This window comes from Paenibacillus sp. EKM206P (genome assembly GCF_011066155.1).
Lineage (GTDB): Bacteria > Bacillota > Bacilli > Paenibacillales > Paenibacillaceae > Paenibacillus > Paenibacillus polymyxa_D.
This window is the reverse complement of the sequence record NZ_JAAMNQ010000009.1, coordinates 121251-142018: the sequence shown is the minus strand read 5'-3', so window position 1 is coordinate 142018 and position 20768 is coordinate 121251. Positions and strand designations below refer to the sequence as shown.

Annotated in this window: 15 protein-coding genes and 1 pseudogene; 8 read left to right on the top strand and 8 right to left on the bottom strand. The window is 44.1% G+C overall.

The features are described from left to right. Window positions 1-107 precede the first annotated feature (107 nt). The 4 genes from G9G53_RS18310 to G9G53_RS18295 all read left to right on the top strand — a co-directional run bounded on the left by G9G53_RS18310 (window position 108) and on the right by G9G53_RS18295 (window position 6613). Window positions 108-2018: a bifunctional 2',3'-cyclic-nucleotide 2'-phosphodiesterase/3'-nucleotidase gene (locus G9G53_RS18310; protein ID WP_165149496.1), complete on the top strand. Its 1911-nt coding sequence runs from the start codon at window positions 108-110 to the stop codon at window positions 2016-2018. Window positions 2019-2264: 246 nt separating this feature from the next. After that, window positions 2265-3671 carry a DNA-binding protein gene (locus G9G53_RS18305; RefSeq protein WP_069011956.1) on the top strand — a complete coding sequence of 469 codons (1407 nt, stop codon included), beginning with the start codon at window positions 2265-2267 and terminating at the stop codon, window positions 3669-3671. A gap of 197 nt (window positions 3672-3868) precedes the next feature. Beyond that, the gene (gene thiD / locus G9G53_RS18300; RefSeq protein ID WP_039273953.1) at window positions 3869-4678 is read left to right on the top strand and encodes a bifunctional hydroxymethylpyrimidine kinase/phosphomethylpyrimidine kinase; all 810 of its coding nucleotides are present in this window, start codon (window positions 3869-3871) and stop codon (window positions 4676-4678) included. 237 nt (window positions 4679-4915) lie between these two features. After that, on the top strand, window positions 4916-6613 hold the full coding sequence (locus tag G9G53_RS18295; RefSeq protein ID WP_165149494.1) for a M3 family oligoendopeptidase: 1698 nt from the start codon (window positions 4916-4918) through the stop codon (window positions 6611-6613). A 160-nt stretch (window positions 6614-6773) separates the two neighbouring features. Here the strand turns inward: G9G53_RS18295 and G9G53_RS18290 are convergent, their stop codons facing one another. Next, window positions 6774-7745: a ring-cleaving dioxygenase gene (locus G9G53_RS18290; RefSeq protein WP_165149492.1), complete on the bottom strand. Its 972-nt coding sequence runs from the start codon at window positions 7743-7745 to the stop codon at window positions 6774-6776. Window positions 7746-7995: 250 nt separating this feature from the next. Between G9G53_RS18290 and G9G53_RS18285 the strand changes: the two genes are divergently transcribed. Beyond that, on the top strand, window positions 7996-8526 hold the full coding sequence (locus tag G9G53_RS18285; protein ID WP_029519285.1) for a GNAT family N-acetyltransferase: 531 nt from the start codon (window positions 7996-7998) through the stop codon (window positions 8524-8526). A gap of 111 nt (window positions 8527-8637) precedes the next feature. On the opposite strand, the gene G9G53_RS18280 is transcribed toward G9G53_RS18285, so the two are convergent. From G9G53_RS18280 to G9G53_RS18245, 7 genes and pseudogenes are all read right to left on the bottom strand, one after another. Next, entirely contained in the window at window positions 8638-11178 is a 2541-nt protein-coding gene (locus G9G53_RS18280; RefSeq protein WP_029519283.1) for an ABC transporter permease, read from the bottom strand. Beyond that, entirely contained in the window at window positions 11175-11852 is a 678-nt protein-coding gene (locus G9G53_RS18275) for an ABC transporter ATP-binding protein (RefSeq protein ID WP_165149490.1), read from the bottom strand. The genes G9G53_RS18280 and G9G53_RS18275 overlap by 4 nt, the downstream gene beginning before the upstream one ends. Window positions 11853-12347: 495 nt before the next feature. Next, window positions 12348-12802 (bottom strand): annotated as a pseudogene (locus tag G9G53_RS18265) (IS30 family transposase); the annotation flags it as partial. 52 nt (window positions 12803-12854) lie between these two features. Then, window positions 12855-15413 (bottom strand): ABC transporter permease, encoded by a 2559-nt coding sequence (locus G9G53_RS18260; protein ID WP_165149488.1) that lies wholly within the window; start codon window positions 15411-15413, stop codon window positions 12855-12857. Further along, the gene (locus G9G53_RS18255) at window positions 15410-16087 is read right to left on the bottom strand and encodes an ABC transporter ATP-binding protein (RefSeq protein WP_165149486.1); all 678 of its coding nucleotides are present in this window, start codon (window positions 16085-16087) and stop codon (window positions 15410-15412) included. The genes G9G53_RS18260 and G9G53_RS18255 overlap by 4 nt, the downstream gene beginning before the upstream one ends. 108 nt (window positions 16088-16195) lie before the next feature. Then, on the bottom strand, window positions 16196-17113 hold the full coding sequence (locus tag G9G53_RS18250; protein WP_165149484.1) for a sensor histidine kinase: 918 nt from the start codon (window positions 17111-17113) through the stop codon (window positions 16196-16198). Then, a complete protein-coding gene (locus tag G9G53_RS18245) occupies window positions 17110-17787 on the bottom strand; it encodes a response regulator transcription factor (RefSeq protein ID WP_165149482.1) in 678 nt (225 codons plus the stop codon). Before G9G53_RS18245 ends, G9G53_RS18250 begins: the two co-directional genes overlap by 4 nt. A gap of 325 nt (window positions 17788-18112) precedes the next feature. Here G9G53_RS18245 and G9G53_RS18240 point away from each other — a divergent pair, with 325 nt between their 5' ends. Genes G9G53_RS18240 through G9G53_RS18230 form a run of 3 tightly spaced genes read left to right on the top strand, consistent with a single transcriptional unit; the run spans window position 18113 to window position 20758 of the window. Then, the gene (locus G9G53_RS18240; protein WP_129550005.1) at window positions 18113-19066 is read left to right on the top strand and encodes an ABC transporter permease; all 954 of its coding nucleotides are present in this window, start codon (window positions 18113-18115) and stop codon (window positions 19064-19066) included. Next, the gene (locus G9G53_RS18235) at window positions 19056-20006 is read left to right on the top strand and encodes an iron chelate uptake ABC transporter family permease subunit (protein ID WP_039273794.1); all 951 of its coding nucleotides are present in this window, start codon (window positions 19056-19058) and stop codon (window positions 20004-20006) included. The genes G9G53_RS18240 and G9G53_RS18235 overlap by 11 nt, the downstream gene beginning before the upstream one ends. Next, window positions 20000-20758 (top strand): iron ABC transporter ATP-binding protein, encoded by a 759-nt coding sequence (locus tag G9G53_RS18230; protein ID WP_039273792.1) that lies wholly within the window; start codon window positions 20000-20002, stop codon window positions 20756-20758. The genes G9G53_RS18235 and G9G53_RS18230 overlap by 7 nt, the downstream gene beginning before the upstream one ends. The last annotated feature ends 10 nt before the right edge of the window (window positions 20759-20768 follow it).

Below are 20768 nucleotides of genomic sequence, written 5' to 3'. Positions count from 1 at the left end.
CTGACTTTGGTAAAAATGATGTAAAATTTATCATATTAACATTCTCTTAACAGTGCTCTGTTAGACTTGTTCAAGCTCTATGACCGAAGCTGAGGGAGAGAACAAGATTGGATATTTTGGATATTAACGAAAAGGCAGGCCATGAAAATCTAGGTCCTGTGAGGGTGAAGTTCCGCATTATGGTTACAACCGATCTGCATGTCAGCTTGTGGAATTATGACTATTATACAGATCAGGAAACGCTGCATTACGGTCTGGCGCAAACTGCCAGCCTGATTCAAACGGCCCGGGCAGAGGTGCCCAATCACCTGCTGCTGGATAACGGAGATGTGATTCAAGGGAATCCGATGGGGGATTATGCTGTACAACGCCTTCAACAAGACCCAAGCGCGGTGCATCCCGCCTATAAAGCCATGAATCTGCTTGGGTACGAGGTGGGCAATATCGGGAATCATGAATTTAACTATGGACTGGAATATTTGCAGACTTGCCTTCAAGGAGCGAAATTTCCTTATGTGAATGCCAACATTTATATAGCAGGAGAACAAGAACGAAATTATTTTACACCATATCTATTGCTGGATAAGACGGTAGAGGATGAAGCAGGCAGTAAGCATCTATTGAAGGTGGGGGTCATCGGCTTTGTCCCTCCGCAAATTATGCAATGGGACAAGGCGTGGCTGGAGGGGAAAATCATTGTCAAAGATATGCTGGAAACAGCAAGACGGTTTATTCCAGAAATGAAGGCAGCGGGAGCCGATCTGATCATTGCCATGCCCCATGCTGGCTTCGAAGATATTCCCGAAACACTTGATATGGAAAATGCGGTGCTGCATCTGAGCAGGGTGGAAGGGATTGACGCCATTGTGTTTGGTCATGCCCATAAAGTATTCCCTGGACCTTCGTTTATGGGGAAAACAGGTGTTGATCTAGAGCGAGGTGCCATCCATGATATTCCAGCAGTGGAGCCGGGCTTTTGGGGGGATCATCTGGGGATCATTGATCTGGAGTTGACCTTTAGTGGAGGAAAGTGGCAGGTGGTTGCATCTGCTGCCGAGGTACGCCCGGTGTATGATCCGATACGCAAGGAGGCGCTGGTACAACCGGATACTGCCATTCAGCAGGCGGTAGCAGAAGAGCACGCCGGAACACTAGAGTATATTCGTGCACCTGTAGGTCAGACGACGGTGGCGGTGAACAGCTTTTTTGCTCAGGTGATGGATGATGCTTCGGTTCAGCTCGTGAATGATGCGCAAATGTGGTATGTGAAGCAGCAGATGCAAGGGAGCGAGTACGAAGGATTGCCCGTTCTGTCGGCAGCAGCTCCTTTTAAAACAGGCGGCAGATATGGCCCATCGTACTATACCCATATTCCAGCGGGAACGTTGGCGATCAAGCATATCGCCGATCTGTACAATTTTCCGAATACGCTGCATGTCGTTCGACTGACCGGAACGGAAATTCGGGAATGGCTGGAGTGGTCTGCTGGTCAATTCCGGCAAATTGATCCTTCAGCAGAACAAGAGCAAGAGCTGATTAATTCTGATTTTCCAAGCTTTAATTTCGATATCATCGACGGCATCAGGTATCAGATTGATGTAACACAGCCAGCCAGATATGATGCTGACGGGGGCCTAAAGGACCCAGATGCACACAGAATCATTCAGATGTCTTTTGATGGCGAACCGATGGATATGCAGCGACATTATCTGGTTGTTACGAATAACTATCGCGCGTTTTCCTCTGCGCTGGTCAATCCGGGTGGAGAGCGAATTATACTTGCTTCACCGGATGAAAACCGTCATGTGCTGACCGAATACGTGCGGCATATGAAGACGTTGACGCCAAAAGCTGACGGCCATTGGTCCCTCGCCCCATGGTCAGGGCGTCCGCATGTGACGTTCCTGACCTCACCGCAAGCAACGGATGCCGCTAATGCCTATTCGGAGTTGCTTTATGAAGGGTTAACGGTAGAAGGGTACGCTAAGTTTGCCGTCGATTTCGGACGTTCACGGTAGAACTGCTAACTAGTTTTTGTCCTATAAGTCCACAGCATCAAAATAATAGAAATAGACTGTCCCGCAGAGGACGGTCTTTTTTCATAAAACAGATTTAAAATCGTACAAAACTCGTGATTTTATATGTCCTGAGTCGTGTTTAAAGTTATTGACCTCTCGTATAAATAGACATATACTTTGATTAAACAAATTTTGGTTTAAAAGGTAATGAAAAAGTCACCATCATTCGTTTGAGGGGGTGTCCCTTTGGAAAAAAACACCACGATCCGCGCAGAAATAGAAAAGTATATTCAAACTGAAGGCATTTCAATGCAGTGTTTTGCAGATGCTTCCAAGGTAAATCCGGGTACACTTAGCGGTATACTTAATCGGAACCCACCACGGCCGATCTCAGTCAATCAGCTTGATCTGATTACCGAGGCCATGGGATTGGAAGAAGGATCTTTGTTCGAGATGTATGTTGATGAATGTTTTATTCATTCCTTGCCGCACTGGAGGAGGTTGCGTCCGTTTCTCCTGCGTTGTTCAGAGTTGAACAAGCTGGAGTGTATACGCAGTGTACTTGGCTATTTGATGGACGATTTATCGAACGTTCCTGCCATTTTTGAGACCGCAGAAGCGATGTTTGAGGATGGCAGATATGAAGCTTCCATGCTTCTGTATGATTGTGTCATCGAAAGTGAGAAGTATACCCACTCTGAACGATTGGCGATCAGCTATTTCCGTATATTCCAGATTCAGATTAAGGATAACCAACGGAACTTGAAGGCTGCTGTACAATTCCATTTGTACCGTAGTCGTCTACCGGAAATTTACGCATTGGAAGGCTTACATATGCTATCTCAAGTGTTTGCTTTAAAAATGCAATGGTCCGAGATGGAAATGTATGCGGACGAGCTAAGAGAGCTGGCGCAGGCATTGTATCGCAATCGGAACCGTTTCGGAGATGAGCACCTGGAGCTGCTTAAGCCGCTCGTTTATTACTATGCTCAGGGGCATCTACTCAAGGCCAGTTGCTATGAGTTTCAGGGTAGATATGAGGAATCCAAGCAATGGATTGAAGGTTATGCAGATTTGAGCTGGTTTGAGGGTTTAGACGAAGAAGGCTGGAAAGTGGTCAACTTGCATCGTGTATATGCACAGGGCAACCGACTTTGTATTGAAATTAAAATGGGCAACACTTCTGCAATCTATGAATATATTACTTACCTGCGCGAGCATCCGGATGAGACATTGGAAGGCTTGAACACCTTGCTCGAATCGGCGAACCGGTTCGGTTATTTCGTGGATGCCGAACTGGGACTGTTTAGTCAGCAACTCAAGAACTTCTGGGAGCTTGCACCGGAACGATGGGACACTCATTATCGCAAGCACTTTAATGCATTTCGTTTTGCATCCTTTTGTAAGGTGTTTGCAGAATATTATTTCCGAAAAGGCGATTACCCCGAGGGAGTGGGACAAACACTGCATTGCTTGCAATTGTCTGTTGATAATAGCTATACCGAACATATCATTGGTTGTATGGCTTTATTTGAGCAGCATCGGAATTTTGCTACACCGGAACAGCAGCAATTGTATCAGAGCCTATGCCTGGGCGTACGTGCAAATGAAAAGAATCATGCCTATGATCACAGTACCGGCGGATATTTATAATTCTAAATTTCATTCAAATTCTTCATATAACACGTTATTGCGAGGATATTCCCGTTTCAAAAGGGGATGTTCTCTTTTTTTAGCTGCTGCCGTCGCTTGTGACTTTTAGCATAGAGAGGATCGTTTTGCGCGTTGACAAGTTTCGCAAGCGGGATTAGGATAAATGCAGCACAGAAAGTGAAGGAGAGCATGAACAAATGACGATTCCCAAAACATTAACGATAGCCGGCTCCGACACAAGCGGTGGAGCGGGTATTCAGGCAGACCTGAAAACCTTTCAGGAGCTTGGCGTATATGGTATGACCGTATTGACAACCGTAGTAGCGATGGGGCCTAAAACCTGGGACCATCTTGTATATCCTGTTGCGTTGGATGTGGTAGAAGCGCAGCTGCGTACTGTATTGGAAGGTATCGGCTTTGATGCGATGAAAACCGGCATGCTAGGCTCGGTTGATATTATCGAGCTGGTAGCCAGCCATTTGAAAAAGCATGATCTGAAGCGGATCGTAATTGACCCGGTCATGGTCTGCAAAGGCACGGATGAAGTGCTTCAGCCGGAAAATACAGAGGCGATGCTGGAATTGTTGATCCCTGGCGCTGACCTGGTAACACCGAACTTGTTTGAGGCTTCGCAACTGGCGAAGAATGGACCGATTACGACACTGGAGCAGATGCAGGAAGCGGCTGCGATTATTCATGAGCGTGGAGCTAAGCATGTACTGATCAAGGACCGTGGCAAAATTCGTGCAGGTAAAGCGATGGATCTGCTATATGACGGAATCACTTTTGACTGGTTTGAAGCCGATGTTGTAAAAACAAACTTTACCCACGGTGCAGGCTGCACCACTTCGGCAGCGGTAACGGCTGGTTTGGCACAAGGGCTGACTGTACGTGAAGCAGTGGATCAGGCCAAGAAATTCATTACACAGGCCATTGAAGGTAGCTTCAAGCTGAATGAATTCGTCGGTCCAACCCTGCATGCGGCACATCGTTTGCAAAACCAATAAAGCATGAAGGTCTGCGACATTAGGGAGACTTATAAATCCCCACCAGGCTGTATATATATTTAGGTTGCTTTAGGCAGCGACATCTATGATATATAAGTTAGATTAGGCTCAAAAGCCGCAATACATAGTATTGCGGCTTTTGAGGTTGTATTTTATTGGAATTTCAGCTTCCAGTTTGGTCTAATCGTACTGTATAATAGGCATCAGATTTATTACATTTAAGGAGGAACCGAAGCAATGACATTATTCAGCCAAATGGCTTACAGCCGACCAGAGCAACCTGAAATTGAACAGCGGTTTAAAACACTGTTGCAGCAGTTTCGTGAAGCGGACAGCGTAGAACGTCAAAATGAAGTGATTTATGCGATTAATAAGCTGCGCAGTAATGTGGAAACGCAATTGCAATTGGTGGAAGTTCGGCACTCCATTAATACGGAGGACGCCTTTTACAAAGCGGAGCAAGAGTACGCTGATGATTTCATGCCGGTTATTCAGGAGTATGTAACCGATTACTACCGGGCATTGGTGGATTCTCCATTCCGCAACGAGTTGGAGAATCAATGGGGCAGCCAGCTTTTCAGTATTGCCGAGGTAGCCCTCAAGTCGTTCCATCCGGATATTATTGAGGATTTGCAGCAGGAGAATAAGCTGACTTCGGAATATGCTCAATTGATTGCTTCAGCGAAGATCCCGTTCGAGGGGGAAGAACGCACATTGTCACAGCTCCTGCCATTTGAAATGGCTACCAACCGGGAGACACGCAAACAGGCCTCCGAGGCTAAATATCAATTTATGAGTGAGCATGAGGACGAGCTGGATCGAATTTATGATGAATTGGTCAAGGTACGTACGCGCATGGCACACAAGCTGGGCTATGACAACTTCGTAGAATTGGGCTATGCCCGCTTAGGACGTACAGATTACAATGCCGAGATGGTAGCCAATTTCCGCGAGCAGGTGCTGAAGCACATCGTTCCTTTGGCAACCAAGCTGAAGGAGCGCCAGCGCGAACGGATTGGAGTAGATCAGCTTCGCTATTACGATGAAGGCTTCAACTTCCTGTCAGGCAATCCTACGCCTAAAGGTGACCCGGAGTGGATCCTTCGTAATGGAGCACGCATGTATGAGGAGCTTTCAGCGGAAACACATGAATTTTTCAGCTTTATGATCGAACGTGGATTAATGGATTTGATCAGCAAAAAGGGAAAACAAAGTGGAGGCTATTGTACATTTTTGAGCGAATATGGCACGCCGTTTATTTTCTCCAATTTCAATGGTACGTCCGGTGATATCGACGTATTGACGCATGAAGCAGGTCATGCCTTCCAGGTCTATGAAAGCCGACATTTTGAAATTCCCGAGTACCATTGGCCAACGATGGAGGCGGCTGAGATTCACTCTATGAGCATGGAGTTTTTTGCATGGCCCTGGATGAATCTGTTCTTCGAGGAAGATACGGACAAATATCACTTTGAACATCTATCTTCATCGTTGCTGTTCGTTCCTTACGGCGTAGCCGTGGATGAATTCCAACATGCCGTATACGAACATCCGGATTGGACCCCAGCCGAACGTAAAAGCGCATGGCGCTCCATTGAACGTAAGTATAAACCGCATCTGGATTATGAAGGCAACGAGTATCTGGAGCAGGGCGGATTCTGGCACAAACAGGGGCATATTTTCCAATCTCCGTTCTACTACATTGACTATACACTCGCGCAACTGTGCGCGTTCCAATTCTGGAAACGCATGAGTATCGACCGGACAGCAGCGTGGGAAGATTATTTGAAGCTGTGTCGTGCTGGGGGAAGTCGATCCTTTACCGGATTGGTTGAGCTGGCTGGACTCATCTCGCCATTCCAAGATGGTTGCATTGCCTCAGTAATCGGAGAAATCGAAGCATGGCTGAACAGTGTGGATGATAAAAAGCTGTAAGCTAACTAAAAAGGGCATTTCACTTACCTGTCAAAGCGGAAAAGCATGCAAATGACATGTTTTATAGGTAAAAGCAGGGCAATTGCACGAAAAAAGCCGGGAACCTCTACATGATGTAGGAGTCCCGGCTTTGTGTGATTTTAGAGCAAATATAACCCTATTAATGTTTAGTGTTAAGCGGTTTAAGATTGGCCTCAATCGAAGCACGGCGCGACTCCAAAAATGGAGGCAGTGATAGGGATTCGCCCAGAAACTCCAATTCCTCATCGGTGTCAAACCCCGGTCCATCGGTAGCCAATTCAAACAGAATGCCGTTCGGCTCACGGAAGTACAAGGAACGGAAATAAAAGCGATCTACAAAACCAGAGTTGGAAATCTGCAGCTGCCCAATACGGTCTACCCATTGTTTGAGCTCTTCCTCGGTTTCAACACGGAAAGCTACATGGTGCACACTGCCGCGTCCTGGTCGCTCTTGTGGCAGATCGTTGCGCTCTTCCAGATGCACCTCAGTTCCTGTACCGCCTTCACCCGTTTCATAGATGACCACATCCGCTTGTCCAGCAACAGGGGAAGGATAGGAGCCCTTTTTACGGAAGCCCATAACCTGTTCAAGGATGAGAATAGTATTCTCCGCTTTGGGAATGGTCAGATGAACCGGCCCAAGTCCTACAATGCCGTATTCGGCAGGGACAGGGCTTTTCTCCCAAGGCGTGCCGCCGCGCATTCCGTGATCATGCTCATCTGAAACGAGGAAGAAGCGTTGTCCTTCAAAATCCTCAAACGAAAGTGCCAGGCGTCCTGCTTGATCCGTAATTTCGCCATGTTTTACATCCAGCTGCTCGAAGCGGTTTTTCCAGTAATCCAGTGCCTTGTCATTTGGTACCCGTAGGGAGAGAGCTGAAATGCTGTTATTTCCTGTACGAGTTTGTCCCGCATGTGGAATTTCAAAGAAAGTGACTTCTGTACCCGCAGTTCCACGCTCATCTCCGTAAAAAAGGTGATACACACTAACATCATCTTGGTTCACCGTTTTCTTGATCAACCGAAGTCCCATTACCTGAGTATAAAAATCAACATTTTTAGCCGCTGCCGCTGTAATCGCCGAAACGTGATGCAATCCTAATAGTTTCATGTCATTATCCTCCTTGGTTTTTATATGATTAGGTTTTTCTAAACAAAATAAACAGTCGAAAAACTTTTCTTTATATTTATTATCTTGATATTAAGATATATTATTTTTGATTGTTTGTCAACTTAAATTATGACTTTGCTTGGAAGACGGACAAAACTAGAATTTCGAAATAATGCAAAAGCAGATACAATAAAGCCCAATAAGGCCCAATATAGATAGAACGAATTTTATTATAAAAGGAGTGTACTCAATGTATACGGATAAGGATTTAACGATTAGGCCTGTTACAGAAGAAGACCTGCCGGCTCTTTGGACGTTAACTTTTAAGGAAGAAGCACCGGAATGGAAGCAGTGGGATGCACCTTATTATGAACATAAGCCACTTTCTTTTGAGGAGTATTTAAAAGAGAAGGAAAAGCGAATCGGGCAAGATGACTTTTGGATCATTGAAGTGGAGGGTAAGGTCATTGGATCGGTTAGCTACTATTGGGAGCATCAGCCTTCCCAATGGCTTGAAATGGGGATAGGTATCTTTGATTCGCGGTATTGGAGCGGTGGGTACGGTACGAGGGTGCTTCGACTGTGGATCACGCATTTGTTTAATACATTACCTCTAGTAAGAGTGGGCTTTACAACCTGGTCAGGAAACCATCGGATGATGAAGGTTGGGGAGAAACTGGGCATGACCCTCGAAGCCAGGCTTCGCAAGTGCAGATATTATGATGGAGAGTATTATGATTCGATCCGAATGGGGCTTTTACGGGAAGAATGGCGGGGATAGTTGTTCTGCAAATAAGAACCTTTCTAAGCATAAAAAGATGATCTCTGAATGGATCAGAAGTCATCTTTTTTGACGCGCATGGGTATTTTGCTTTCTTATTGTTAGGTGTATCTACTCTGATCCTCGAAGTCGCTCTACAATACTTTGTTTGTTGTTCATAGAATAGACTGCTGCTGGAATAAGTATCCCAAGCAATAACAGTAAAGGCAATGAGACTAGAAGTGGCCAAATTATAAAGTGATAGCTTAAAAGCCATAGCAAGCTGCAAAACGGTTTCACAATCAAAAGAGAAAATAAGACTGCCAATAGAATAGAGGTTAGGCTAGTAGCCCCAACATAATATAACCCTTCATAAATTAGCATTCCTCGCAGCTGCCGTTTGGTCATGCCTATGCTCTGCAGCATAGCAAATTCTTTGCGTCGGGTCAGTATGCTGGTTAAAATCGCATTAATAAAGTTCAGGATACCAATCAGGCCAATAATCAAGCTGAGCAGGCCGCCGATCATTATAACAGTAGTTTGCATACCTGATAAAGCATCTCTGGATGTAATTTTAGATTCATAGCTCATCATTGGTTCAATTGTTTCAGTGTATCGCTTCAAAAAACTCTGCATGGATGCTTCCTGAATTGAAGATACATTAAAGGCATAGCTCATTACCGCAGGCTGCTTTACAAGTGATTTGTATATATTCGCCGGGAGGTAGAAGCTATAACTCTGAAAGCGATCCGAATTGGAATATTTGATACCCACATGGCCAAGTACTGTAAACTTTTGCGTTATATACTCTCTATCCGGTGGAGCATCTGATGTACTCACATAACTATGCAAAGTAACGTTTTCTCCTACTTTATGATGAGTGGATTTCATGTAGGGCTTATCGTTGTCATCCAGTTCGACGCCTTCCAGGATATACTTACCGGAAGCTAGTTTCTTAAAATCAAGCTCACCATCAATCAATTGCAGCCGATGTAGCGGTAGCTCTTCAAGACCATACACTTCTATAAGGAAGTTGCCGCGAGCATCAGTGTTCTGGGTTTCATCCGTGATTCCTTTTGTATTCTCAGCAGTGAGAACCGTTGGACTACCGTACAATCGACCGCCTTCTTCAAAGCCTGGTTGTGCCTGTACAGCCTTAATAAAACTTTCAGTGGTTTCATTTTCATGCCCACTAAAACTGCTCGGGACCTGGAAATATCCAGCATGGGCAATGAGAAAATCGGTATCATTAAATTTGGATAAAAATTTATCCATATCAAAACTCTGAGACAGCGTGAAAACTGTATTTAGAAGCACCAAGCTTAAAGAAAGACTAATCACCACTAAAATAGTGCGTTTTTTATTACGCCCCAGGTTGGAACGAGCCATGAGGTGGATTTTTGCACCTCCGGTTGATTTTTTCAGCTTACCATTGTTCTTGTTTGCCCCACTTGTGTATCTGACTGCTTCTATCGGTGATACGGATGATGCAACTCTGCCTGGCTTGAAAGTGCTGATCATTACGGTAATGAGCGCGAACAAAGCAGATCCGATAAAAATCCATGGGTTGGGAGATACCGATATCACGGTACCGTTAAAATTACTCATATTTATAATAAAAGGCACGAGCGATTTACCAATAAAAAAACCTGCAATCAATCCAATCGGGATTCCTAGAACTGATAGAATCAGCGCTTGTCTGCGGATGATCCTGCGAATTTGTTTACTGCTTGTACCGATCGTCTTTAAAAGACCATAAAAACGGATATCTCGCATTACCGATATTTGGAATATATTATAGATGATCAAATAACCAGTAAATATGATCAGTAACAGGGCAGAAGTCAACGCTATGATGGTCTCTGTATCTAGACTAAAATTGGTTGAGATGTATGCCCAATTTACATTACTCGCGATATAGTTCGGTGCATCTTCGTCAAGCGAATATCCACTTTCGGTAATCACTTTATTGAGCTTTCCTCGCAAATCAAAACTATTGTCGAACATCATATATGCACAAATGACTCCTGTATAGAAGTGATCCTTTTTATAGGTGCTTTGTAATTCCTTGGCATGAGCATCGACATAGGCTTTAGAAGCGAATATTTGCCCTACCTTAACTACAGGATCACTTTTCCACCAGCCAGAGAGGACAAAATCACGCTGTACTTCTTTACCTCGTATGTTAAGCTTTATTCTCAAAGGTGCTCCAATCTTCAGTGGAACATCCAATAGCTGCAACGTCTTGGAGTCTGCAATCACTTCATTTTCTGCGACAGGCTTGTGCCCCTCTTTAAGCTCAATAAAACCGAGCTTCATCCCTACATCATCGTAATACCAGAACTCTGTACGGCGTTTTAGGAAGTTGTCGTTTTTAACTCCGTCGCTTAATATACGGTTATAAGCGATTTCCTTGATCAATGGATGATCCTTGACATGATTAAATTCATCATCCGTTATATATTTGAGTACGGCATGTCCATCTCCACCGACCTGTCGCATAGTTGCCCGTTGTAAGTTTTCTATAGCGCCAATCCCCATAGTGAACAGTGTTGTAAATAGCAATGAGGTTAGTGCTATGGCAACAATAGCAAAGAGGTTACGGGCTTTATTTACTTTGAAGCTCTTCTCTGATAAATTACGGATTACTTTTTTGTTCTTTACCTTGATCATTTTGTATCACCGCCGACAATTTTACCGTCCTCAATACGGATGATACGATCCGCCATTTGCGCAATTTCCTCGTTGTGGGTGATCATCACTATCGTTTGGCGGAACTGCTGGCTGGATACTTTGATCAATCCCATCACATCCAGACTGGTTTTACTGTCCAGATTTCCGGTGGGTTCATCTGCCAAGATAATGGCGGGCTTGGCTGCCAGTGCTCTGGCAATGGCTACACGTTGCTGTTGTCCACCGGAAAGATTGTTTGGCAGATTATTCATTTTATGGTCAAGGCCCAAGGTATGTACAATTTTATCTACGTGGGTTTTGTCGGGTTCTTTACCGTCCAGTTCAATAGGAAGCACAATATTTTCGTAGACATTCAAGACAGGTACCAGGTTGTAATTTTGAAACACGAAGCCAATCTTTCGTCTGCGAAAAATAGTCAATTCTTCGTCTTTCAGTGAAGAAATATCCTTACCATCAATCGTAACGTTTCCACTGGTTGGGCGATCAAGTCCACCCAGCATATGGAGAAGGGTGGATTTGCCGCTCCCGGACGTACCGACAATAGCGACAAATTCTCCGCTTTCCACCTCTAGATTCACGCCGTCTAAGGCATGAACAGCGGTATCCCCATCACCGTAATTTTTCTTTAATGCCTGAGTTTTTAATAAAGTCATTTTGTTTCCCTCCAAGAAATAGTCTGTATCTCCTTGCTATACTATACAGACCGTATCATAATAATCTTTCAACAATCTTTCTGAAATCTAACAATGTTGAAAGAATAACCTGCCTATGGAAAGAAAAATGGAAAAGGTGAGCTACCCCGGCGTGAACATATCTTGATGTAACCACCTTCTACCATGAGCTCTTTTTCTTGCTAAAAATAGTCCAATGCCAACACCCTCCTACGAATTAGCGGTATGGGAGCGATAGTAGCGCGTGAAGATTTTACCATATTCCTCTTCCACAATGCCTATGCCATTATCGGTAATATCAATTCGGCAAAAAATCGTACGCATCACTTTAATGTTCATGTGTCCGGCAGTTTCTGTGTATTTGATCCCTTTAGCAATGCATGTATAAGGAAATGAAGTTTTTCGGCTTGTGTGGATAGAGCTTTTATACAAGAGGAGTATCCTCCAGCAAATCATATTCGCTAAGCAGTTGTGAGTAAAGGAGGATGTAGCAATGCCATTCGCGTTTTCATTAGAGTCCCGTTGCCAGGAGGGATACGGATCAGCGAAATAGATTTGTACATCATGAGTGGCTTCCAAATTTGAATAGCAGGCAAACTCTTTACCGCGGTCAGCGGTTACCGTTTGGAATGCAGCAGTAGGGTACGGGGAAGCAGCTATACCAAACGCAATCTCCATGGATAACGCCGTGCGATCCGGCATCTGAATGGTGGTGTACAAGCGGGTTTTGCGTTCCACAAATGTGGCCACACAGCCTTACTTTCTCCACGGACTGAAACGACGGTGTCCAGTTCCTAATGACCGAACGTTTCCCGAGACCGTACCTCTTTTGGACGCTGGGAGATGGGCTTGCCTTTGTGTCGCAGGACGGTAAGTAGGCCTTTCACCAAAAGGTCTATATATAGCCAGCGATAGATGGTTTTAAAGCATACGATAATGACCCAGCCAGAAGTTTTGACCAGGTCATTTTCTTTACAGGGGGATTTATTCTTCTGTTCGCAGTCGTTCTACGATAGTTTTCCTGTCGCTCAGAGAATAAATAGCGAGAGGAAGACATATCCCAAGAGCGAGCAGAACAGGCAGCACGAGGATCAGCGGCCAGATAATAAATTTATAACTCATAAACCATATTTGACTACTCAAGGGTCTCGCAATCAGGACGGAAAATAGGCTTCCTAATAAGATGGAGCATATGCTGGTGCCGAGCACATAGTACATCCCCTCATAAACAAGCATTGTTTTTAATTGTTTGTTGGTCATGCCGATACTTTGTAGTATAGCAAATTCTTGATGGCGGGTCAGAATACTAGTTAGAAGCGCGTTTGCAAAATTAATAATGCCAATCACCCCAATAATAATACTGAGCGCACCGCCGATCATCAAAATTGTTTTTTGCATACCTGAAAGCTCGGCAATTGAGGTGAATTTGGATTTATAATGCATCGTGGGCTCCTTTATTTCGGTATAGTTCTTTAAGAAGCTCTCCATCGTTTTTTCTTTACTATCGGATACATTAAAGGCATAACTCATCACCACAGGCTTCTTCACAAGCGTTTTGTAGATATCCGCCGGGAGATAGAAGTCAGTATAACTAGCAACGGCTACACCAGAATTGGATGATTTTACGCCAACATGACCAAGCACTGTGAATTCATGGCTAGTATACTCCTGGGCATTTGCTGTGTCCATATAGTTATGAAGAGTAACCTTTTCACCTACTTTGTATACGGATAGTTCCATTTCAGGATGATCGTAATTGTCTAACCTGATTCCTTCCAAAATATACTTTCCTGAAGCTAGCTTGCCATAATCAAGCTCACCATCAATTAATTGTAGTCGGTGAAGGGGGAGATCTTCAAGCCCATACATTGGTGCAGATAAGTTGCCGCGAGCGTCAGGAGTGACGATTTCCCCGTACAGCTTCTTCCCCTCTTTGTTCTCTTTATACTCGACAGTGAATAAATTGCCGCCACTGTACAATCGTCCACCTTCTTCAAAACCGGGTTGTGCCTGGACGGCCTGAATATAGCTTTCTGTCGTTGCATTGTCAGGGCCCGTGAAATGTTCTTGAAAATAATCAGCATGTGCAATCAGAAAGTCAGTGTCATGACTTTTAGACACATACTTATTCATATCCAGACTTTGGGATAATGTAAAAGTAGTATTCAGTAGCACTAGACCTAGAGAAAGGCTAAGCAGCACCAAAATAGTCCGCTTCTTATTGCGGCCTAAGTTGGTTCGAGCCATCAGCGGCATTTTAGCACCGTTAGTAGATTTTTTTAGTTTTTTCTTATCCTTTTTGGTAGTTCCGTCTACGTATCTTACTGCCTCGATCGGAGACACAGTCGCCGCAATTCTACTAGGCTTATATGCACTGATCATAACTGTCATGACTGCAAACAAAGCGGAGCCGATAAAAATCCATGGGCTGGGGGATGTAGTTACCTCAGCATTTGCGTGCATAGAAGTGTTCATAAGCAGCAGAGGGATAAGCGATCTGCCGACTAAAAAACCTGCGAGCAAGCCGATAGGAACCCCGATCAAGGAAAGAAATAATGCCTGTCTGCGGATAATTCTGCTGATTTGCCTGCTGGTTGTGCCAATGGTTTTTAGAAGACCGTAGAAACGAATATCACGCATCACCGAGATTTGGAAAATATTATAGATGATCAAGTAGCCAGTAAGCATGATCAGTAACAGACCAGTGGCTAGGGGGAAGACGGCTTCAGGGTTCGAACTGAAAGTGTTGGAAAGATACGCCCAGTTCACAGAACTTGCAATGTAGTTCGGTGCATTTTTGTCAAGGGAATAACCGCTTTCTGTAATCACTTTATTAAGATTTTCCCGCATATTCGAGCTGTTACCGAACATGATAGTTGCATTGATGGTTCCGGTCATATCATGATCCTGCTTATATGTGTAGCGTAATTCTTCGGCATGTGCATCCACATAAGCTTTAGAAGCATAAATTTGACCTCTGTCTATCATGGCGGCGGGGTCACTCTTCCACCAGCCGGAGAGGATAAATTCACGCTGTACCATTTTGCCGTGAACCTCAAGCTTCAAGGACAATGTGGCGCCCTCTTTCAGGGGAGTACCCAGTAACTGTAGGGTCTTCGAGTCCGCGATAACCTCATTTTCCGCCACTGGCTTGTGGCCTTTTTCTAGCTCAATCAATCCTAGCTTCAGCCCTACATCGTCATGATACCAGAACTCCGCATGGCGCTTTAAAAATTGCTCGTTCGTCACCTTTTCACTTAACAGGCGGCTATACGCTATCTCTTTAATAAGAGTGTGGTCTTTGATGTGATTAAATTCCTCATCGTTGATATATTTGAGATAACCCTGCCCTGCCCCACCAGCCTGTCGCATCGTTGCCTGTTGGAAGCTATCCATCGTGCCAAGCCCCATAGTAAATAGAGATGTAAATAACAAAGTGGTTAAGGCAATAGCGATAATCGCAATAATATTGCGGATTTTATTCGCTTTAAAACTTTTATCTGATAAATTACGAACCGCCTTACTGTTTTTTACTTTGATCATCGGGTCGCACCACCTACTATTTTACCGTCCTCAATGCGGATGATCCGATCTGCCATCTGCGCGATTTCTTCGTTGTGGGTAATCATTACCATCGTTTGGGCGAACTGCTGGCTGGATACCTTAATCAATCCCATTACATCCAAACTGGTTTTACTGTCCAGATTTCCGGTGGGTTCATCTGCCAAGATAATGGCGGGCTTGGCTGCCAGTGCTCTGGCAATAGCTACACGTTGCTGTTGTCCACCGGAAAGATTGTTTGGCAGATCATTCATTTTATGGTCAAGGCCCAAGGTATGTACAATTTTATCTACGTGGGCTTTGTCTGGTTCTTTACCGTCCAGTTCAATAGGAAGCACAATATTTTCGTAGACATTCAAGACAGGCACCAGGTTGTAATTTTGAAAAACAAAGCCAATCTTTCGTCTGCGAAAAATAGTCAATTCTTCGTCTTTTAGTGTAGAAATATCCTTGCCGTCAATCGTAACGTTTCCACTTGTCGGACGATCAAGTCCACCCAGCATATGGAGAAGGGTAGATTTTCCGCTCCCGGACGTACCGATAATAGCGACAAATTCTCCGCTTTCCACCTCCAGATTCACGTCGTCTAAGGCATGAACAGCAGTATCTCCGTTCCCGTAATGCTTCCTTAATGCCTGAGTTTTCAATAGGCCCATATACATTCTCCTCCACAAAAAAATGTCTGTATCGTAGTCATCTACAGTACAGACACTAACACACTAATCTTTCTACAATCTTTCTGAAATCTAACGGTATTGAAAGAATTAAGTATCCATAGAAAGAAAAATAGAGAAGGTAGAACCACGGCCGTAGTGTGACCGTACTTTGATGTACCCACCCTCCGCAGCGATGATTTCTCTAGCTAAAAACAGTCCAATCCCGACACCCTCCTGCGAGTTAACAGTAGGGGAGCGATAGAAGCGGGTAAAGATCTTCCCTTGTTCTTCTTCTGCAATGCCTATGCCGCTATCAGTAATATCAATTCGACAAAACAATTCGTATGCCATCACTTTTATATCCATGCTTCCGCCTGTCTCTGTATATTTTATAGCGTTATCCATAATGTTATAGACAGCTTCACTGGTCCACTTTAGGTCAAAATAAGCATGAATAACGGTGTCCTCCCTAATAACTGAAATCCCTTTGGCATCTGCTTTTGGCGTTATTTGCTCCAGTGCAGCATCAAGGAGCTTATGAACAGATTCTCGCCTTGGCGCTACCGTGATAATCCCCGTTTCAAGCCGCGATGTTTTCAACAATGCCTGGATCAGGAAGTTAAGCTTTTCGGCCTGTGCAGATAGAGCTTTCACACAAGTGGAGGTATCCTGTGATAGTTCGTATTCGCTAAGTAGTTGGGAATAAAGCAGGATGTTGGCCAATGGTGTTTTCGTTTGGTGTGAAATATCGGAAATCAGCTCATTTATTTTATTTTTTTCGGCAAGCAAATTTTTGGAGGATACGGAACAAATGGAAAGAAATCTCACAAATTTAGCTTCTATTGCAGAAAGAACGGATTCATCAAAGACATCCTCTGAGAAGCTGCCATTTATCGCGGCATCCAGCATGTTCTCAATAGTTTTCATTGTTCTTTGGACGCTCCTGCGATACAGCATAATAGCAACCATAGTAGTGCATACAGCAGCAACGGCAATTCCAATACATATATATAGGAGTGTTGTCATTTCAACGCCCAGGTGTAGCCCAGCCCATACACCGTTTTAATATATTGTGGGGAGGAGGGGTGATCCTCCAATTTATCCCGCAACCTTTTTATCGTAACCGACAAGGCATTTTCACCTACATACTCAGCTCCGTTAGTCCAGATGCTGTCTATCAAATGATCACGCGAAACGGTATTTCCTCGATTGTTGATTAGGATGCGCAACAATTTTTGCTCCGTTTTACTTAGTTCAATAGGTGTATTATTTCTAATAAATTCCATCCTTTCAAATGAGAAAGAAAAATCTCCTAGCTGAATGGAGTCTGTAAGCGAGTATCCGGATTTCTTTAGCTGAACACCAACCCTCGCTCTCAGTACCATCAGACTGAAGGGCTTGGTGATATAGTCGTCAGCACCCAACTCAAGACCAGTGACGATATCTGTTTCCATATCATTTGCTGTTAGAACGATGACGGGTATCATTGTTTTTTTTCGTATATGGGTTAAAAGGTCGAGTCCACTTCCATCCGGCAAATTTACATCAAGAATCACTAGGTCAAAAGCAGTGATGTTCAATTGTTCTTTTGCAGCAGTAATGTCATATGTTTGCGTAAATACGTTGTTAGGTTCTTTGAGAGCAAGAACAATACCATTACTCAAGGCGGTATCATCCTCGACGATTAATATGTGATTCATCATTCTCCTCCTGTTTTTTTGGTCTATCAAATTAATGAAACCCGAATTCCAAGAACTGCTTACAGTAAAAATGGAAAAGAGGGCCCCAAAATCTTCCACCTCTATTTTACAGGATATTGCTCTTATTTGCTCATTCGCTCTTTAGACTATTCAGGTTTTGCTAACACCTTTCTTGATATGGTTTATTCATTGCAAAAAAATTTGACAGATACAATATCACTGATATAATTTATGCTAGTTGATTTTGATAATCATTATCATTATTGGAGGGGAGGACAGGGCCGAAGCTTGGTACAGGTTATTGGACAGGCTCCCTTAGTTAGAGATGAAATTGCGCTATTTAATACTGGCTTTTCTGGTACTGGCTTTCGCCTCGGTGTTTATCGGTGTTCATGATGTAACTCCACTTGATTTGTTCCACTTAACCAACGATCAGGCGCAGGTACTCCTGATTAGCAGATTCCCACGATTGATCAGTATCATTATCGCAGGGGCGAGTATGAGTATCTGTGGATTGATCATGCAGCAGCTTACCCGGAACCGATTTGTTTCTCCCACCACTGCAGGGACGATGGATGCGGCACGATTGGGTGTGCTGATGGCCATTATGGTGTTTGGAGCGGCAGGATTTTGGACGAAGATGCTGACGGCTTTTGGATTTGCTTTAGGGGGAACGCTGATTTTTATGAAGATACTGGATAAAATCCGTTTCAAGGACCCGGTGTTTATCCCGCTTGTCGGTCTGATGTTTGGGGGCATTTTAAATTCGGTAACGACTTTTTTTGCCTACAAATATAACCTGATTCAGGGCATTTCTTCGTGGATGCAGGGAGATTTTTCTCTCATTATGAGTGGTCGCTATGAGATGCTGTATCTTAGTGTTCCTTTGGTCGCGTTGGCGTACATATATGCGAATCGTTTTACAATTGCAGGCATGGGTGAGGATTTTGCAGCCAATTTGGGAGTTCATTACAAGCGTACCGTCAATGTCGGGTTAGTGATCGTGGCTTTGGTTTCCTCTGTTGTCATCTTAACGGTCGGGACGATTCCCTTTTTGGGGCTAGTTGTACCCAATCTCGTCAGCATGTATATGGGGGATAATCTGAAAAAAAGCCTGGCCCATACAGCGATCTTGGGCGCCGTCTTTGTGCTGTTTTGCGACATTCTGGGACGGGTGATCATTTATCCGTATGAAATTTCTGTAGGGCTTACGGTGGGTGTGATCGGGAGCGCGTTGTTCTTGTATTTGCTGCTGAGGAGAAGGGCCTATGAATCCTAAATTAAAAATCGGAATATTAGCTGCTGCCGCGCTTGTGTTGATTGCTGCTTTTGTATTTATAGATCTTCCGCATACCTGGCATTACGCGCTGCCACGACGATTGAAAAAGATCGCAGCTTTCATTCTGACAGGTGGCTCCATTGCTTTTGCAACCGTTATTTTCCAGACGGTTACGAATAATAAGATTTTGACTCCGGGTATTATCGGACTGGATTCGCTGTATATGCTGATTCAGACGACGATTATTTTTGCATTTGGTTCCGTACCCTTCATTTCGACCAGCAAAGAATTGAACTTTTTGCTGTCAGTGGGGCTGATGGTGCTGTTCGCAGGACTGCTATACAAATTAATTTTCCGCAAAGATGGACGTGGGATTTATGTACTTTTGCTGATTGGCCTGGTATTCGGCACACTATTCAACAGTCTGTCTACCTTTATGGAGGTACTGATTGATCCGAACGAATTTGCGAAAATCCAGGACAAGAGCTTTGCCAGCTTTAGTAATGTAAACACCGAACTGTTATGGCTTTCTGTATTCGTGCTTGTGCTCGTATTTGCTTATGCGTGGAGATTCATCAAGTATCTGGACGTGCTGTCGCTCGGACGAGAGCATGCGATTAATTTAGGTCTCCCTTATGGTTTTATTATCAAAAGGCTGCTAATTATCGTAGCGATTCTCATTTCCATTTCTACAGCGCTTGTTGGGCCGATTACGTTTCTCGGATTAATTGTGGCCAATGTGGCTTATCAGGTGATGAAAACCTATCAGCATCGTTATATTATTCCGGCCTCTATCTGTGTCAGTGTTATTGCGTTGGCAGGATGCCAACTGCTGGCAGAAAGAGTATTCGACTTATCGACAACAGTCAGTGTCATTATTAACTTTATCGGGGGGGTGTACTTCCTGTACCTTTTGCTGCGGGAGAATAAGTCATGGTAGAAGTCAAAAACGTATCCAAACGCTACGGGAATAAAAATGTGGTGGATCAGGTATCTGTCACTGTACCTAAAGGCACGATTACCTCCTTTATTGGACCTAACGGCGCTGGAAAAAGCACCTTGTTGTCGATGATCAGTCGCCTGACTGACAGTGATGAGGGAGAAATCCTCATTGACGGGCAGGCCGTGAGCCTGACGAAAAGTGAGGAGCTAGCTCGGAAGATATCGATTTTAAAACAGACGAATGATGTCAACATCCGCTTAACCGTGAAGGAACTAGTCAGTTTCGGTCGTTTTCCGTATTCCAAGGGCAGATTGAACAGCGAGGATCGCAAAATGGTGGAGCAGTCTATGGCTTACATGGGACTGGAGGATATGAAAGATAAGCATATTGATTTGCTTAGTGGGGGACAGCGACAACGGGCTTTTATTGCCATGATTTTGGCTCAGGACACAGAATACATCCTGCTGGATGAGCCGCTGAACAATCTGGATATGAAGCATTCGGTTCAGATTATGAAGACGTTGCGTGGTTTAGTTGATGATCTCGGCAAAACGATTCTAGTCGTGCTGCACGACATTAATTTTGCATCCTGCTATTCAGACTATATTGTGGGGATGAAGGATGGCAGGTTGCTAAAACAAGGAACGGCAGACGAGATGATTGATAGTCAGGTATTAAAGGACTTGTACGATATGGATATTCCGATTCAACAGATTGGTGACCATAAAATTTGCGTTTATTTCACTTAGGGGGAATGTT

Coding starts and splice junctions, on each gene's coding strand:
- G9G53_RS18240 (WP_129550005.1), top strand. CDS start 18,113: ATGAAATTGCGCTATTTAATACTGGCTTTTCTGGTACTGGCTTTCGCC.
- G9G53_RS18275 (WP_165149490.1), bottom strand. CDS start 11,852: ATGACTTTATTAAAAACTCAGGCATTAAAGAAAAATTACGGTGATGGG.
- G9G53_RS18245 (WP_165149482.1), bottom strand. CDS start 17,787: ATGAATCACATATTAATCGTCGAGGATGATACCGCCTTGAGTAATGGT.
- G9G53_RS18250 (WP_165149484.1), bottom strand. CDS start 17,113: ATGACAACACTCCTATATATATGTATTGGAATTGCCGTTGCTGCTGTA.
- G9G53_RS18285 (WP_029519285.1), top strand. CDS start 7,996: ATGTATACGGATAAGGATTTAACGATTAGGCCTGTTACAGAAGAAGAC.
- G9G53_RS18230 (WP_039273792.1), top strand. CDS start 20,000: ATGGTAGAAGTCAAAAACGTATCCAAACGCTACGGGAATAAAAATGTG.
- G9G53_RS18295 (WP_165149494.1), top strand. CDS start 4,916: ATGACATTATTCAGCCAAATGGCTTACAGCCGACCAGAGCAACCTGAA.
- G9G53_RS18290 (WP_165149492.1), bottom strand. CDS start 7,745: ATGAAACTATTAGGATTGCATCACGTTTCGGCGATTACAGCGGCAGCG.
- G9G53_RS18235 (WP_039273794.1), top strand. CDS start 19,056: ATGAATCCTAAATTAAAAATCGGAATATTAGCTGCTGCCGCGCTTGTG.
- G9G53_RS18280 (WP_029519283.1), bottom strand. CDS start 11,178: ATGATCAAGGTAAAGAACAAAAAAGTAATCCGTAATTTATCAGAGAAG.
- thiD (WP_039273953.1), top strand. CDS start 3,869: ATGACGATTCCCAAAACATTAACGATAGCCGGCTCCGACACAAGCGGT.
- G9G53_RS18255 (WP_165149486.1), bottom strand. CDS start 16,087: ATGGGCCTATTGAAAACTCAGGCATTAAGGAAGCATTACGGGAACGGA.
- G9G53_RS18260 (WP_165149488.1), bottom strand. CDS start 15,413: ATGATCAAAGTAAAAAACAGTAAGGCGGTTCGTAATTTATCAGATAAA.